This window comes from Microbacterium sp. NPDC058342, assembly GCF_042723935.1.
GTDB lineage: Bacteria > Actinomycetota > Actinomycetes > Actinomycetales > Microbacteriaceae > Microbacterium.
The window spans coordinates 671,744-685,949 of sequence record NZ_JBHXID010000001.1 but is presented as its reverse complement, the minus strand read 5'-3'; the positions used below and the strand labels follow the sequence as shown (position 1 = coordinate 685,949).

At 72.0% G+C, this 14,206-nt stretch carries 16 protein-coding genes; 4 read left to right on the top strand and 12 right to left on the bottom strand.

Translation table 11 applies throughout. The annotated features are described in order from the left end of the window. Positions 1-10: 10 nt before the first annotated feature. Positions 11-499 carry a SprT-like domain-containing protein gene (locus ACFWHT_RS03105; protein WP_378825364.1) on the top strand — a complete coding sequence of 163 codons (489 nt, stop codon included), beginning with the start codon at positions 11-13 and terminating at the stop codon, positions 497-499. A gap of 15 nt (positions 500-514) precedes the next feature. On the opposite strand, the gene ACFWHT_RS03100 is transcribed toward ACFWHT_RS03105, so the two are convergent. The 9 genes from ACFWHT_RS03100 to ACFWHT_RS03060 all read right to left on the bottom strand — a co-directional run bounded on the left by ACFWHT_RS03100 (position 515) and on the right by ACFWHT_RS03060 (position 9,168). After that, positions 515-889 (bottom strand): DUF3054 domain-containing protein, encoded by a 375-nt coding sequence (locus ACFWHT_RS03100; protein WP_378825361.1) that lies wholly within the window; start codon positions 887-889, stop codon positions 515-517. Between the two features lie 54 nt (positions 890-943). Continuing rightward, positions 944-1,606, bottom strand: a complete 663-nt coding sequence (locus ACFWHT_RS03095) for a 2-phosphosulfolactate phosphatase (RefSeq protein ID WP_378825360.1) — start codon at positions 1,604-1,606, stop codon at positions 944-946. A gap of 80 nt (positions 1,607-1,686) precedes the next feature. Next, complete coding sequence (locus tag ACFWHT_RS03090) at positions 1,687-3,159, bottom strand: FtsX-like permease family protein (RefSeq protein WP_378825359.1); 1,473 nt, start codon at positions 3,157-3,159, stop codon at positions 1,687-1,689. Next, on the bottom strand, positions 3,156-3,917 hold the full coding sequence (locus ACFWHT_RS03085) for an ABC transporter ATP-binding protein (RefSeq protein ID WP_378825356.1): 762 nt from the start codon (positions 3,915-3,917) through the stop codon (positions 3,156-3,158). The genes ACFWHT_RS03090 and ACFWHT_RS03085 overlap by 4 nt, the downstream gene beginning before the upstream one ends. 227 nt (positions 3,918-4,144) lie before the next feature. Beyond that, positions 4,145-4,780 carry a response regulator gene (locus ACFWHT_RS03080; RefSeq protein WP_378825354.1) on the bottom strand — a complete coding sequence of 212 codons (636 nt, stop codon included), beginning with the start codon at positions 4,778-4,780 and terminating at the stop codon, positions 4,145-4,147. Between the two features lie 72 nt (positions 4,781-4,852). Next, positions 4,853-6,037, bottom strand: a complete 1,185-nt coding sequence (locus ACFWHT_RS03075) for a sensor histidine kinase (RefSeq protein ID WP_378825353.1) — start codon at positions 6,035-6,037, stop codon at positions 4,853-4,855. A gap of 67 nt (positions 6,038-6,104) precedes the next feature. Further along, on the bottom strand, positions 6,105-6,896 hold the full coding sequence (locus ACFWHT_RS03070; RefSeq protein WP_378825352.1) for a class I SAM-dependent methyltransferase: 792 nt from the start codon (positions 6,894-6,896) through the stop codon (positions 6,105-6,107). A 78-nt stretch (positions 6,897-6,974) separates the two neighbouring features. Next, the gene (locus tag ACFWHT_RS03065) at positions 6,975-8,105 is read right to left on the bottom strand and encodes an AMP-binding protein (protein WP_378825350.1); all 1,131 of its coding nucleotides are present in this window, start codon (positions 8,103-8,105) and stop codon (positions 6,975-6,977) included. A gap of 151 nt (positions 8,106-8,256) precedes the next feature. Then, complete coding sequence (locus tag ACFWHT_RS03060; RefSeq protein WP_378825348.1) at positions 8,257-9,168, bottom strand: 1,4-dihydroxy-2-naphthoyl-CoA synthase; 912 nt, start codon at positions 9,166-9,168, stop codon at positions 8,257-8,259. A gap of 83 nt (positions 9,169-9,251) precedes the next feature. On the opposite strand from ACFWHT_RS03060, the gene ACFWHT_RS03055 reads away from it, so the two are divergent. Beyond that, positions 9,252-9,956 (top strand): peptidylprolyl isomerase, encoded by a 705-nt coding sequence (locus ACFWHT_RS03055; RefSeq protein WP_378825346.1) that lies wholly within the window; start codon positions 9,252-9,254, stop codon positions 9,954-9,956. 34 nt (positions 9,957-9,990) lie between these two features. Here the strand turns inward: ACFWHT_RS03055 and ACFWHT_RS03050 are convergent, their stop codons facing one another. Both ACFWHT_RS03050 and ACFWHT_RS03045 read right to left on the bottom strand, forming a co-directional pair. Continuing rightward, complete coding sequence (locus tag ACFWHT_RS03050) at positions 9,991-10,956, bottom strand: permease prefix domain 1-containing protein (RefSeq protein ID WP_378825345.1); 966 nt, start codon at positions 10,954-10,956, stop codon at positions 9,991-9,993. A 2-nt stretch (positions 10,957-10,958) separates the two neighbouring features. Then, the gene (locus tag ACFWHT_RS03045; RefSeq protein WP_378825342.1) at positions 10,959-11,294 is read right to left on the bottom strand and encodes a PadR family transcriptional regulator; all 336 of its coding nucleotides are present in this window, start codon (positions 11,292-11,294) and stop codon (positions 10,959-10,961) included. A gap of 77 nt (positions 11,295-11,371) precedes the next feature. Here ACFWHT_RS03045 and ACFWHT_RS03040 point away from each other — a divergent pair, with 77 nt between their 5' ends. Continuing rightward, positions 11,372-12,391 carry a GNAT family N-acetyltransferase gene (locus ACFWHT_RS03040; RefSeq protein WP_378825340.1) on the top strand — a complete coding sequence of 340 codons (1,020 nt, stop codon included), beginning with the start codon at positions 11,372-11,374 and terminating at the stop codon, positions 12,389-12,391. A gap of 43 nt (positions 12,392-12,434) precedes the next feature. Beyond that, complete coding sequence (locus tag ACFWHT_RS03035) at positions 12,435-13,412, top strand: o-succinylbenzoate synthase (protein WP_378825338.1); 978 nt, start codon at positions 12,435-12,437, stop codon at positions 13,410-13,412. A gap of 49 nt (positions 13,413-13,461) precedes the next feature. Here ACFWHT_RS03035 and ACFWHT_RS03030 read toward each other — a convergent pair whose 3' ends face one another. Beyond that, a complete protein-coding gene (locus ACFWHT_RS03030) occupies positions 13,462-14,079 on the bottom strand; it encodes a TetR/AcrR family transcriptional regulator (protein WP_378825336.1) in 618 nt (205 codons plus the stop codon). Between the last annotated feature and the right edge of the window lie 127 nt (positions 14,080-14,206).

Sequence of the window (14,206 nt, the reverse complement as noted above, 5' to 3'; positions counted from 1 at the left end):
CTCTGATCTCATGGCCGATCTGAACCGGGTGCGCGTCTGGGCGCAGGCGCTGATCCGGCTGCACCTCGACGAGTCGTGGACCTTCGACTTCGACCACGCGAAGCGGCGGGCCGGACTGTGCGACTACCGCCGCCGGCGCATCACCGTGTCGCGCTATCTGGCCGCCCGCTTCGACGACGACGAGATCCATCAGACCCTGCTGCACGAGGTGGCCCACGCCGTCGCCGGTCACGCCGCCGCGCACGGCCCGGAGTGGAAGCGCATCGCGCGCGAGCTCGGCTACGTCGGCGGCACGACCCATCAGGGCGAGACCGCCACCGAGCTGGCGCCGTGGATCGGCACGTGCCCGGCCGGACACGTCACCTATCGGCACCGACGGCCCGCGCGGGAGACCTCGTGCGCGAAGTGCTCCCGCCGCTTCGACCGGCGCTACCTGTTCACCTGGACGCGGCGCGAGATCACCGCCGCCGACCGCCTGGCCGCGCAGCTTCCCCGCTGAAACCGGGCCGCGGGATCAGGTCGCTTCGCGCGAGCCGCGGTAACGGCGCACCAGCAGCGCGGCGAGCCGCCAGCCGAGCAGGAAGAGCGCGAGCACCAGCGAGGCGACGACGATGAACGGCATCTCGGCGGTGTCGCCCGTCGCGACGCGCAGCAGCATCCCGCCGGCGACGGTCACCACCCACGCGATGACACCCCAGCCCAGCGACCACGGACGCCGCGGGCGCAGCGGCACGAGGGCGGCGAGCCCGTGACCGACGGCGAGCGCGACGAGGAACGGCCAGGCGGTGAGCAGGAATCCGAGAGCGTCCTCGTCGTGCGAGACGCGACCGATCACGGCGAAGATCAGCACGAGGACGGCATCGACGACGAATGCGGGCAGATACCTCATGCTCCGACTGTAGGCGCCCGGCCGCGACGCGGCACGCGGACGCGCGACGAGTCCTCAGGCGAAGGGCTCGAAGAGCCCGTCGTTCAGGACCGGCACGGCATCGACGGCATCCAGCTCGGCCGCCTCGGCCGTGGTCGCCGGACGGATGCCCGCCTGCGCCATCCGCGCGGTGGACGCCACCCCGTCGACCAGCTCGCGACCCGACCCGCTCGCGCTGAGCAGGTGGCGCAGGGCGCGCCGCAGGGCGCGGAAGGACTCCGCCGCGACGGCGGCCTCCGGTGCCGCGTGATCGATGCCGAGGTCGGTGAGCGCGGCGATCACGGCGCCCGCGCCGAGCTGGTCCTCGACGGCGAAGCGCAGTGCGCCGTCGGAGGCCCGCTCCCCCGCGGCGACGACGGTGACGGAGGTGCGCGCGGAGCGCCGCTCCTGCAGCGACATGATCGCGCGTGCCGTGGCGGCGGCGTTGCGGATGCCGCCGACGAGGACCACCGCGCCGGTCTCTGCGGCCGCGGCCGCCACATCGGCGCCGTTGCTCGACCAGGCCCTCGCGTCCTCGAGCGCAACCGTCTCTCCGGCGGCCGCGACGTCGGCCAGCGTCGACGAGAACCTCAGCACGTCCACGACGACCACGACGTCCGCGGACGCCAGGCGCGTCAGGCCCTCGGTCCCCCACTCGAGACGGACCTGGTACGGCGACTGATCGAACGGGGAGGGCATCCTCCCAGCCTACGGCCCGACCGCCCGGCCCCGTGCCGAGCCGCCGCGCCACCGTGATCGACGGCGCGGCGGCGTGCCGGTCAGTCGGCCGCGAGCGCCTCGACGGGTGCGACCCGCGTCGCCAGGCGCGTGGGCGCGACCGCCGCGATGACGGTGAGCAGCGCGGTCGCCGCCACGATGATCACCACGGGGGCCCATGGCACGGCGGGGTAGACCAGCCCGGCGGGCTCGTAGTCGGGCAGCACGGGAACGGAGCCGAGCAGCGACTGCGCGGCGATCCAGCCGTAGACGATGCCGAGCACGAGACCGGTCAGGGTCGCCGCGACGACGATGTGCACGGCCTCGAGCAGCACCATGCGACGCACCTGCGACCCGGTGAGCCCGATCGAGCGCAGCAGACCGAGCTCCCGGCGCCGCTGCACGACGCCGATGGTCAGCAGGTTCACCAGTCCGACGGCGGCGATGACGGCCGAGACGGCGACGAGCACCATCATGATGCCGGCGAAGGCGTCCATCGGGGCGAAGAAGTCCTCGGCGAACTCGCCCTCGCTCTGGCGCATCATCAGCGTCTTGGCCGATTCCAGGGCGACGGCGAACATCGTCACCAGCGCCACCCCCATGACGACCCCGATCGCCATCCGGCTGGAGCGCTCCGGATGCCGCAGCGCGTTCTCGGCGGCCAGTCGTGCCGTGGCGCCGCTGCCGAACATCCTCCCCACCAGGCGCAGCACCGGCGGCATCACCAGGGCCGCGGCGGTCACGAGGCCCGTGAACGAGAACAGTCCGCCGAAGAAGGCGATCACCACGCCCAGCGGGGTGATGAGCCCGACCACGACGCCGGCCGCGAGCAGGGCGATCCCGACGACGATCAGGGTCAGTGCGGCGACGTGCCTGCCGCGGTGCCCTGCGACCTCGCCGTGCGTGCGCTCGACCGAGCCGCCGAGCGCCTGCAGCGGCGTCACGGTCAGCACTCGGCGGGAGCCGATGCGCGCCGCCAGCCACGTGGTCAGCGCGACGCCGATCACCGGAAGGGCGATGCCCGGCTGCACGAGCGAGAACGTCTCGGGAGTGCGCGCGAGCAGGCGATCGCCGATCAGCATCCCGGCACCCGACGCGGCGAGCCCGACGACGAGCCCGGCCGCCGCCCCGATCAGGCCGACGACGAAGCCCTGGCCGGTCACCTCGGCCCGCTGCGCACGGGCGGATGCTCCGATCAGCCGCATCAGCGCGATGCGGCGGGTGCGACCGGCCACGATGGTCGAGAAGGTGTTGGCGGTGACGATCGCCGCCACGTACATCGCGACCGCCGTCAGCAGCACCGACAGGATCGCCACGACGATCGCGAGCGTCTCGCTGTCGCCGATGAACGGGTCCGACTGCAGCATGGCCCCGATGTAGACGGTGACCTCGACGAGGATCACGCCGAACGCCGCGGCGAGCGCCGCGACCAGGATGCTCGCGCCCATCCCCCGCTCGCGCAGCCACGCGAACCGAGCCGCACGCGGGCGATCGAGCGACGCACCGGCGACGGCGCCCGCGGTCACGGCGGTCACGCCGCCACCTCCGCGGCCAGCATGTAGGCCGAGATCTGCTCGGCGCTCTGACGCGGGTGGTCGGCCGTGATGCGGCCGTCGCCCAGGAACAGCACACGATCGGCGTGGCTCGCCGCGATCGCGTCGTGCGTGACCATCGCGATCGACTGACCGTGGTCGCGGCTCGCGGAGGCGAGCAGCTGCAGCACCTCCCGCCCGCTGCGGGAGTCGAGGTTTCCGGTCGGCTCGTCGGCGAAGACGAGGTCGGGAGCGGTCGCGAGCGCGCGGGCGATCGCGACGCGCTGCTGCTGACCGCCCGACAGCTCGTGCGGTCGGTGGCTCAGGCGGGATGCCAGGCCGAGCCGCTCGATGAGCCCGTCGATGCGCGCGCGCTCGATCGCCGTCGGGCGGCGTCCGTCGAGCTCGAACGGCAGCAGGATGTTGCCGAGCGCGTCGAGAGTGGGGACGAGGTTGAAGGCCTGGAAGATGAAGCCGACGCGGCGCCGGCGCAGGATCGTCATGTCGAGGTCGCCGAGCCCGGTGATCTCGGTGTCGCCGATCCACGCGCGCCCCTCGGTGGGAGCGTCGAGACCGGCCATGATGTGCATGAGCGTGGACTTGCCCGAGCCCGAGGGCCCCATGATGGCGGTGAACTGGCCGCGGCGGATGCCGACGCTGATGTCGTCGAGGGCGCGCACTCCGGCGGCGCCCGCCCCGTACGTCTTGGTGAGGTGCTGGACGCGAGCGGCGAGGCCGAGGTCCGAAGTCGTGATCTCCATGATGACGACGCTATTTCCCGCAGACGTCCGGTCGCATCGCCCGCCGGATGCATCCCGCCTACATCGGAGGGATGATCCGGCGCACACATGTCGGCGGAGACCACGGATGTCGGCGCATCCGGCCCGGTCTCGCCGACATCCGTGGTTCGAGCCGACATCCGTGAGTGCCCCGGCAGCCGACAGCCGTCCAGCGCCGGGCCGGCCGGCCGGCGGACCGCCGGCGGGTCTCAGGCGAGCCCGTGCTCGAAGGCGAAGACGACGAGCTGCACGCGGTCGCGCAGGGCGAGCTTGGTGAGGATGCGGCTGATGTGGGTCTTCACCGTCGCCTCGCTGAGGAACTCGCGCGCCGCGATCTCGGAGTTCGACAGCCCGCGCGCGGCGAGCGCGAAGATCTCCCGTTCGCGATCGGTGAGGTCGGCGAACGAGGCGGGCACCGGCTTGGTCTCGGAGGTGAAGTGCGCGAACAGGTCGCGAGTGGCGGATGCTGCGATCACGCTCGATCCGGAATCGACCGTGCGGATCGCGGCGAGCAGGAACTCGGGATCGGCGTCCTTGAGCAGGAAGCCGCTCGCCCCCTGCTGGATCGCCCGTGCCGCGGCCTCGTCGAGATCGAACGTGGTCAGCATGACGATGCGCGGGGCATCCGGCTGCTTCAGCAGCTCCGCCGTTGCGGTGAGGCCGTCCATGACGGGCATCCGGATGTCCATCAGCACGACGTCCGGCCGGGTGCGTGCGACGACCTCGAGCGCCTCACGTCCGTCGCCGGCCTCGCCCACGACGTCCATGTCGGGCTGCGAGCCCACGAGCATCCGCACCCCCGCGCGGAACAGCGCCTGGTCGTCGACGAGCACGACCTTGATCATGGTGACCCCTCCTGGTCGGGGAACGAACCCCGCATCCATCTTCGCCGGTGCGCGACCCTCCGGCGTCCCCGATTACCGAACCGCGTCGATGGGGAGCGTGGCACGGACGACGAACCACCCCGCCTCGCGCTGCGCGCTGAGCGCGCCACCGACCAGCTGGGCGCGCTCGCGCATGCCCACCAGGCCGTGACCACCGGGTGCGGGGGTCGAGGCGGCGACGCGGTTGGCGACGTGGATCTCGACCCGGTCCGGCCACCACGACAGGCGCACGTCCACGTCGCCGTCGCCATGGCGCAGGGCGTTGGTGAGCGCCTCCTGCAGGATGCGGTACACCGCGAGCTGGATCGCTCCGGGCGGTTCCCCCGACGGCATCGGGTCGATGGTCACCCGCGGCTCGACGCCGGCACCGCGCACCTGTGCGAACAGCGACTCGAGATCGGCGAGCGTCGGCTGCGGCCCGTCGCCCTGGCGGTGGCGCAGCTGAGTGAGCAGCATCCGCACGTCCGAGAGCGCGGCGCGCGCGGTCTGCGCGATCGTCGTGAGTGCCTCCTGGGCGAGCTCGGGCTGCGCGGCCGCCGCGTACCGCGCACCGTCGGACTGTGCGATCACGACCGCGAGGGAGTGCGCGACGATGTCGTGCATGTCGCGGGCGATGCGCACGCGCTCCTGCTCCTCCGCCGCGACCGCCTCGGCCTGCAGCTGCGCCATCCGGGTGGCGCGCCCGTGCAGCACCACGCGCCAGAGCAGCCCGGCGCCCCACGACATCGCGAGCGACAGCAGGACCACGGTGGAGACCAGGGCGCCGAAGGCGACCACCCGGACCGGGTAGGTGTTGTCGACGATGAGGACGTCGCGCTCCAGCAGCGCCACGTACAGACCCGCGATCACACCGCCGCCCAACGCCGAGGCACCGCCCAACCAGAGCAGCCGTCTGCTGCCCCACGCGGCGGTGGCGAAGAGCACGACGAACACGGCGGTGTTCGCCGGCGACGGCCACATGCCGCCCGCCATCTGCACGACGGCCCCCACCCAGGCGACGGCGAGCGCGATCGGCGGCGAGAGCCGGGCGATGGCCGCGGCGCCCCACATGACCACCGCGACGACGATGTGATGCGCGATCTCGAACCGCGCGTCGGCGATCCACGAGCTCGACGTCGACGCGAGCACGCCGACGCTCAGCGGGAGCGTGATCAGCAGGCCGAGCACCGCGCCGACGATGTCGAGCACGAGCCAGGTGCGGGAGATGGGGCGGATCACTCCCCCACGCTATGTGACGCGGCCACAGTCCGGCATCCGCCTGCAGATGTATCCGCCGGGCACGCGGTCAGACGCGGCAGAGGATCTCGCCGTGCGGGACGAGGTACCAGCCGTCGCCGTCGGCGGCCCAGGCGCGCCAGGCGTCGCTGATGCGCTGCAGCTCGCCCTGCGTCGCGAGCCCGTCGCGAGTCAGCTGGCGGGCCAGAGCGGATTCCAGGATGCGGTCGGCCCACATGCCGCCCCACCAGGCCCGCTCCTCTTCGGTCGCGTAGCACCAGGTGGATGCCGTGACCTGGATGCCGGTGAATCCGGCGGCCCTGGCCCATGACAGCAGGCGCCGCCCGGCATCCGGCTCACCGCCGTTCGCCTGCGCGGCCTGCCGGTACAGTCGCAGCCAGTCGTCGAGCTCGGGAAGCAGCGGGAACCAGATGAATCCGGCGTAGTCGGCGTCGCGCGCGGCGACGATCCCTCCGGGCCTGGCGACGCGACGCATCTCGCGCAGCGCCTGCACCGGGTCGGCCACATGCTGGAGCACCTGGTGGGCATGCACGATGTCGAAGCCGTCGTCGGCGAAGCTCAGCGCGTGCACGTCCTCGACGGCGAAGTCGATGTTCCTGACCCCGCGGTCGGCGGCGAGGTTCCGCGAGAGGCTGAGCGCATCCGCGTCGATCTCGGTGGCGGTCACCCGAGCGACGCGGCTCGCGAAGTCGACGGTGATCGTGCCGGGGCCGGCGCCCACGTCGAGCAGGCGCACATCACCGGTGAGATGCTCGGCGAGGTACGCCGCCGAGTTCTCGACGGTGCGGTTGTTGTGCGAGCGCAGCACCGAGTCGTGGTGCCCGTGCGTGTAGACGACCATGGACGCCAGCCTAGGTGGTCGATGTGGCGCATCCGGTCGCTTCCGCCGCATCGAGGCGACCGGATGCGCCACGTCCGCTCACTCGGGTGGCGGCACCTCGTGGATCATGCGGCGCAGCGTCTCGCGGTCGGGCTTGCCGGATGCCAGCATCGGCAGCTCCGGCGAGATCTCCAGCTGCACAGGACGAGCGTGCTTGCCGATCTCGGCGGCGACCCGGTCGCGGGCGTCCTCCAGCATCCGGTCTCCGTAGTGGCCATGGGCCGCGACGAAGATGATCGGCACCTCACCCCACCGCTCGTCGGGCATGCCCAGCACGACGGCCTGCTCCAGCCCGGTCACACCGCGGACGATCCGCTCCACTCGGTCGAGCGAGACGTTGATGCCGCCGGAGACGATCACGTTGTCGAGCCGCCCGTGCACCTCGACGACCCCGTCGTCGATGAGCCCCCGGTCGCCCGTGCGATACCAACGCACCCCCTGCCCGTCCGTCTCGAACACCCGCCCGGTCAGTGCGGCATCGCCCAGGTAGCCGTCGGCGAGCATCGGCCCCGCGATCCGCAGCTCGTCGCCGACCCGACCGACCCGCACTCCGTCCAGCGGAACGCCGTCGTACACGCAGCCGCCGCTGGTCTCGCTCGATCCGTAGGTGTGCACCAGCGGCACCCGCAGATCCATGGCGCGCATGCGGATGCCGTCCGAGAGCGCCTGCCCGCCGACGAGGATCGCCCGGTGGGCGCGCAGCGCCGCCAGCACCGCCGGGTCGCCCGCCGCCTCGAGCAGCGTGGCCAGCTGGACCGGGACGAGAGAGATGAACAGGTGGTCGCCGCCGGCCTGCTGCGTCGCCTCGACGAACGACGGGGCCGTGAAGCGGCCCTCATGCACGATCGGCTCGGTGCCGGCGAGCCGGGAGCGCACGAGCACCTGCAGGCCCGCGACGTAGCCGGCCGGGAGCGCCAGGGTCCACCGGCCCGCGCCGATGCGTGCGGCGGTCGCCTCGGCGCTCGCCCGCAGCGCGGCCGCGCCGAGGACGACGCGCTTGGGCACACCGCTGGACCCCGAGGTGGCGATGACCGCCGCCGTGCCCTCCGGCACCTCATCGTCGTCTGCGGGCCGGAAGCCGAGAGCGATCGGTCGGATGCCGTCGAGCGCCGCGGGCAGGGCATCCTGCACGTCCCGCGGGTCCTCACCCGCGACCGGATGCAGCTTCACGGTCGCTCCCCTCTCGTGCTCGTCGTTCCCGTCGTCCCGGTCGCGATTCGTCCCGGAAACGCCGCGTTTCCTCCGTCCGGGTCGCAGTTGGTCCCGGAATGCGGGCCCGATACCGGGACCAAGTGCGACCTGGGCATCCGACCGGCTCCGCTCAGAAGTGGTACGGGAAGGGCGACCAGTCCGGGTCGCGCTTTTGCAGGAAGGCGTCGCGGCCCTCCAGGGCCTCGTCGGTGCCGTACGCCAGCCGGGTCGCCTCGCCGGCGAACACCTGCTGGCCGACCATCCCGTCGTCGACCGCATTGAAGGCGAACTTCAGCATGCGGATCGCGGTGGGCGACTTCGTCAGGATCGTGCGCGCCATCGCCAGCGCCTCGCGCTCGAGCTCCGCGTGCGGCACGACCCGGTTCACCGCTCCCATCTCGTAGGCGCGCTGTGCGGAGTACTCCTCGGCGAGGAAGAACACCTCCCGGGCGAACTTCTGGCCGGTCTGACGAGCCATGTACGCCGAGCCGTAGCCGGCGTCGAAGCTGCCGACATCGGCATCGGTCTGCTTGAACCGTCCGTGCTCGGCACTCGCGATCGTCAGATCGCAGACCACGTGCAGGGAGTGCCCCCCGCCGGCCGCCCAGCCCGGGACCACGGCGATGACGACCTTCGGCATGAAGCGGATCAGCCGCTGCACCTCGAGGATGTGCAGGCGCCCGGCGCGCGCCGGATCGGCGACCTCGGTCGCGGAGTCGGAGTACTTGTAGCCGTCGCGGCCGCGGATGCGCTGGTCGCCGCCCGAGCAGAAGGCCCAGCCGCCGTCTTTCGGGCTCGGGCCGTTGCCGGTGAGAAGCACGGCCCCGATGCGCGGATCCTCCCGTGCGATGTCGAGCGCACGGTACAGCTCGTCGACCGTGTGCGGCCGGAAGGCGTTGCGCACCTCGGGGCGGTCGAAGGCGATGCGCGCGACTCCTCCGTCGCGGGAGACGTGCGCGGTGATGTCGGTGTATCCCTCGGCGCCGGGCGCCAGGGTCCACTCGGCGGGGTCGAAGATGTCTGAGACGAACTCTGCGGTCACGACACCCAGCCTATTCCGGCACGGGCGCCACCCGTCGGGCCTCGGCGGCATCCGGATGCCGCCGACTCCCGTACGATCGTGGCGTGCGCTCCTCCTTCACCTCTTCGTCTCGTCGTCGTCTCGGTCTGCTGGTCTCGCTCACCGCGGCGGCCGCCCTCGCCCTCGCGGGATGCGCGTCGACTCCGGATGCTCCGCAGGAGACGCTGCCGCAGCCCGGATCGTCCGCCGAGGCATCCGCGGCCTGCACCTACGCCGACGACGGGCGCCCCGCCTCGAAAACCGTGACCGCACCGCCGGCCGAGCCGGCGGAATCGGGAGAGGTGCCCGTGACGATCGCCACGAGCGTGGGCGATCTGGCCGTGACGCTCGATGCCGGCGCCACGCCCTGCACGGTCAACAGCTTCCTGTCCCTCGCCGACCAGGCGTACTTCGACGGCACGAGCTGCCACCGCCTCACGACCGCCGGCATCTTCGTGCTGCAGTGCGGCGACCCGACCGCGACCGGCCGCGGCGGCCCCGGGTACTCGTTCCCGGACGAGCTCGACGGCACGGAGACCTACGAGGCCGGCACGCTCGCGATGGCCAACGCCGGCCCCGACACCAACGGCTCGCAGTTCTTCCTGGTGTACGCCGACACGCAGCTGCCGGCCTCGTACACCGTGTTCGGCCACCTCGATGAGGCGAGCACGAAGATCGTCGCCGGCGTCGCCGCCGAGGGAACCGCGAACGGCGGTGCCGACGGGGAGCCCAAGACCCCCGTCGAGATCACGTCGGTCACGCAGGACTGAGCAGACCCGCACGCAGCGGTCGCTGAGGACCTCTTCAGCCGACGAGGCGTGCGCGCCGTACCTTGAGCCAGCCGTCGACGACGTCGCTGATGGCGATGCCGACGATGACGACCCCTGTCAGCACTGCGAGGACCGCGAGGACGTCGGCACCCACCCCGTTCTCGGTGAAGACGACGTCGACGAACTCCGGATTGAACAGCACTCCCTGAGCGAGCGCGGTGAGCGCGAGCGCCGCGAAGCACACCGCGATCACGGCGTTCGCCACGGCGAGTGCCGGGGTCCAGCGTCGCCGGGTGTACACGGCGATCGCCAGCGCGGCCTCGGCCGCCAGCAGCAGGAACACCGCGCCGATGCCCCAGGGCCACAGCTCGGGATTCAGCAGTGGCAGCGGAGCATCGCCGGGGACGAACCCGCGCAACCGGTCCCACAGGAGCAGGCCGGCGAAGAACGCGACCATGACCAGCGACGCGATGAGATCGGGGCGTCCGGATCGGACCTCCGCGGGCTTCGGCAGCTGGTCGGGGCTCCAGTTCAGGATGGTGTCCCCGGTGGACCCGGTGCGTTCGAGCAGGAAGAACACGAGCGTGGTCCAGAAGCACACGTGCACGATCACACCGAGGAGCACGGCCACGACGCTGCCGATGACCTCGCCGACCGATGCCCCGACGATGAGCCGCCCGAGCACGGTCGCGCCCACGGCGCAGACCGGGACGATGATCAGAAGCAGTCGCAGCAGGCGCAGCCACGCCGCGTAGTAGCGCGGTCCGACGATCCACATCGGGCGGTCGATGAGTGAGGATGCGTAGGCGATCGGCTCGCCGAGCTCGGCGACGACGTGGCGCTCGGCCTCGTCTCGGCTCTCGCCCCCGGCTATGCGCGGCTCGACCTGCTCGGCGAGCGACGCCTCGAGCTCGGCGAGGATCTCGGCCCGCGCGGCTCCCGGCAGGGCACGGGACACCGCCGCGAGATAGCGGTCGGCGTATGCGGTCGTCTCGGTCATGATCAGTTCTCCTCTTCACGGAGTGCGGAGGTCGCGCTCGCGATGGCGGCGACCTCCTGGGTCAAGGTGGTGGCGAGGCGGATGCCGGCCTCGGAGGTGCGGTAGAACTTGCGGGGCCTGGCCTCATCGGTGTTCCACTCGCTCTCGAGATACCCCTGCTTCTCGAGGCGGCGCAGCAGCGGGTACAGCGTGTTGGCATCGGTGGGGAATCCGGCGGATGCCAGCTGCTCCAGCAACCCGTATCCGTACCCCGGCGCCCGCAGCAGCTGCAGGCTGGCCAGCACGACCGTGCCGCGCCGAAGCTCCTGCAGGTGTCCGTCGAACTCGGTCTCGTTCATGAATCACACGTTACTGTGCGTCACACACTATTGTCAATTCACCATTGCCGTTCGAAGCACGGCCGTAGGCTGAAGCGATGCCCTCAGCGATCGAGATCCTGCCCGTCGACCCCTTCGACACCGCCGCGCACGATGCCTGGTGGGGCGCATACGCGGCAGCCCGCCGCACCGACATGGGAGCCGACGCCCTGATCTGGACGCTCGAGGAGAGCCGCGCCGAGATGCAGCAGCGCTCGGCGACGACCGAACGGCGCGCCTTCATCGCGCGACGCGGCGGAGCCGTCGTCGGCTCCGGATCGCTGGCCCTGGGACTCAAGGACAATCTGCACTCCGCGTCGATCGCCGTCACCGTCCCGCCCGAGCATCGCCGGACGGGCGTCGGTTCGGCGCTGCTCGCGCACATCGAGGCCAAGGCCCGCGCCGCCGGGCGACGGACGTTCCGCGCCGAGACCACCTGGCCGGCGTCGGCGCCGGCCGACGGCGGCGGGCAGCCCGGCCGCGAGTTCGCCCGCCGCCACGGCTACGACGTCGCGCTCGGCGATCTGCAGAACCGGCTCGATCTGCCCGTGACCGAAACGGTCGTGGACGCTCTGCTCGCCGAGGCACCTGCGGACGGCTACGAGCTGCACAGCTGGATCGGCCCCGTGCCCGAGCAGTTCGTCGCCGAGTGGGCGGCGCTGGATGCGGCGCTCGACACCGAAGCACCGACCGGCGATCTCGACGTCGAGGCGTACTCGGCCGAGGTCGAGGACCACCGTGCGGACGAGGCGATGCAGGCCGCGCAGAACCGCACCTCTTTCGGCACCATCGCCGTGGCATCCGACGGCCGCGTCGCCGCCTATACGCAGATCGTCGTCTCGGGTGATGACGGCAACGCCTACCAGTGGGGCACGCTCGTGCGGCGCGAGGACCGGGGGCACCGGCTGGGACTGCGGATCAAGCTCGAGAACCTGCGGATGCTGCAGCGACACGCGCCCGAGGTTCCGCGGATCTACACGTACAACGCGGAGTCGAACGAGCACATGCTCGCCGTCAACGTCCGCCTGGGCTTCGCTCCCATCGCCCGCATGGCCGAGCTGCAGAAGAAGCTCGGCTGAGCCGTCGGCGGCCGAACGTGGCCGACGAGGGCATGATGGACGCATGACGCCGACGATCGCCGACCTGCTCGCCACCGCCCGGGTGGTCGCTCTGCCCATGAACACGCGCTTCCGCGGGGTGGTCGCGCGCGAGGCGCTGCTGTTCGAGGGGCCGCAGGGCTGGGCGGAGTTCTCCCCGTTCGTCGAGTACGGCGATGCCGAGGCCGCGACCTGGCTGCGCGCCGCGGTGGATTTCGCCTGGACCGAGCAGCCCGCTGCGCTGCGCGATCGCATCCCGGTGAACGCGACGATCCCCGCGGTCGAGGCGGCTCGCGTGCCCGAGGTGCTGGGGCGGTTCGACGGATGCCGCACCGCCAAGGTCAAGGTGGCCGAGCGCGGCCAGGTGCTGGCCGACGACATCGCCCGCGTGCGCGCCGTGCGCGAGGCCATGGGACCCGAGGGCCGCATCCGGATCGACGCGAACGGCGGCTGGAACGTCGACGAGGCCGAGCACGCGATCCACGCGATGGGCGAGTTCGACCTGGAGTACGCAGAGCAGCCCTGCGCGAGTGTGCCGGAGCTCGCCGAGCTGCGCTACCGGGTCAAGCACAAGGGCATCCCGATCGCCGCCGACGAGAGCGTGCGCAAGGCCGAGGATCCGCTCGCCGTCGCGCGGTCGAAGGCCGCCGACCTCATCGTCATCAAGGCGCAGCCCCTCGGCGGGGTCCACCGCGCCCTCGCCATCGTCGCCGAGGCGGGTCTGCCCGCCGTCGTCTCGAGTGCGCTGGACACGGCGGTCGGCCTGTCGCAGGGCGCGGCCCTGGCGGCATCCCTGCCCGAGCTGGACTACGACTGCGGCCTGGGCACGGCCTCGCTGTTCGCCGACGACGTCGCCGACGCCCGCCCGGTGGGCGGCACGGTGTCCGCCGCGCGAGCGGTGCCGGATGCCGAGGCGCTGGCGCGACTGGAAGCGCCCTCCGACCGTCGGGAGTGGTGGCTGGCCCGTCTGGAGCGCTGCCACCGGATGCTGCCGCAGGCCTGATCGCCGCCACCCGCGGCTCCCGCTCCGGGGCGCACCGCGAGCGCTGTGCTCAGGCCCGCATGAGCTCGACCATGCGCCCGAGCGCCTCGCTGCCGGCCCGCCGCAGCATGCTGGAGTCGTCGCCGTCCATCGCCCCGCGCACCGTCATGCCCTCCCAGACGACCATGAGCAGGCCGGCCGCCTCGGCCGCGCCGATGCGCAGGGAGATCTGGCCGGAGTCGACGATCTCCTGGATCATGGCCGCGATGCCGCCCATCATCTCCCGCTCCTGCGCGAGGTACGCCCGCCCGAAGGCGGGATCGCGCAGCGCGCGGATGCGGATCTCGCTCATCATCATCACGCCGAGCCGGTCATCCGCACCGGAGTCCATGATCTGCTGCACGAGATCGACGGGGTCGCAGTCCTCCAGCGCCCCGTCGCCGACCATCGCCGAGACGCGCTCGCGCACGGCGGCGAGGCGCGCCTCGCCAACGGACGCCGCGAGGGTGAGGAACAGCTCGTCCTTCGACTCGAAGTTCGAGTAGAACGCTCCACGGGTGAAGCCCGCGCGCTCGCAGACCGCCTCGACGGTGGCGCCCTCGAGCCCGACCTCGGCGAAGACCTGCGCGGCGGCCTCGAGCAGGCGCGCGCGCGTGTTCTCGCGGCTGCGGGTCGCAGGTGTCGACATGGCTCCTCCTGAGGCAACTCTTTCACGGGGTCGACGCCAGGTGTTCACATCCCGCGCACAGCATCCGGCCCCGTCGCTGTCTTACGATACATCTACGTATTGAATACGTTCGTGTATCGAGAACCTG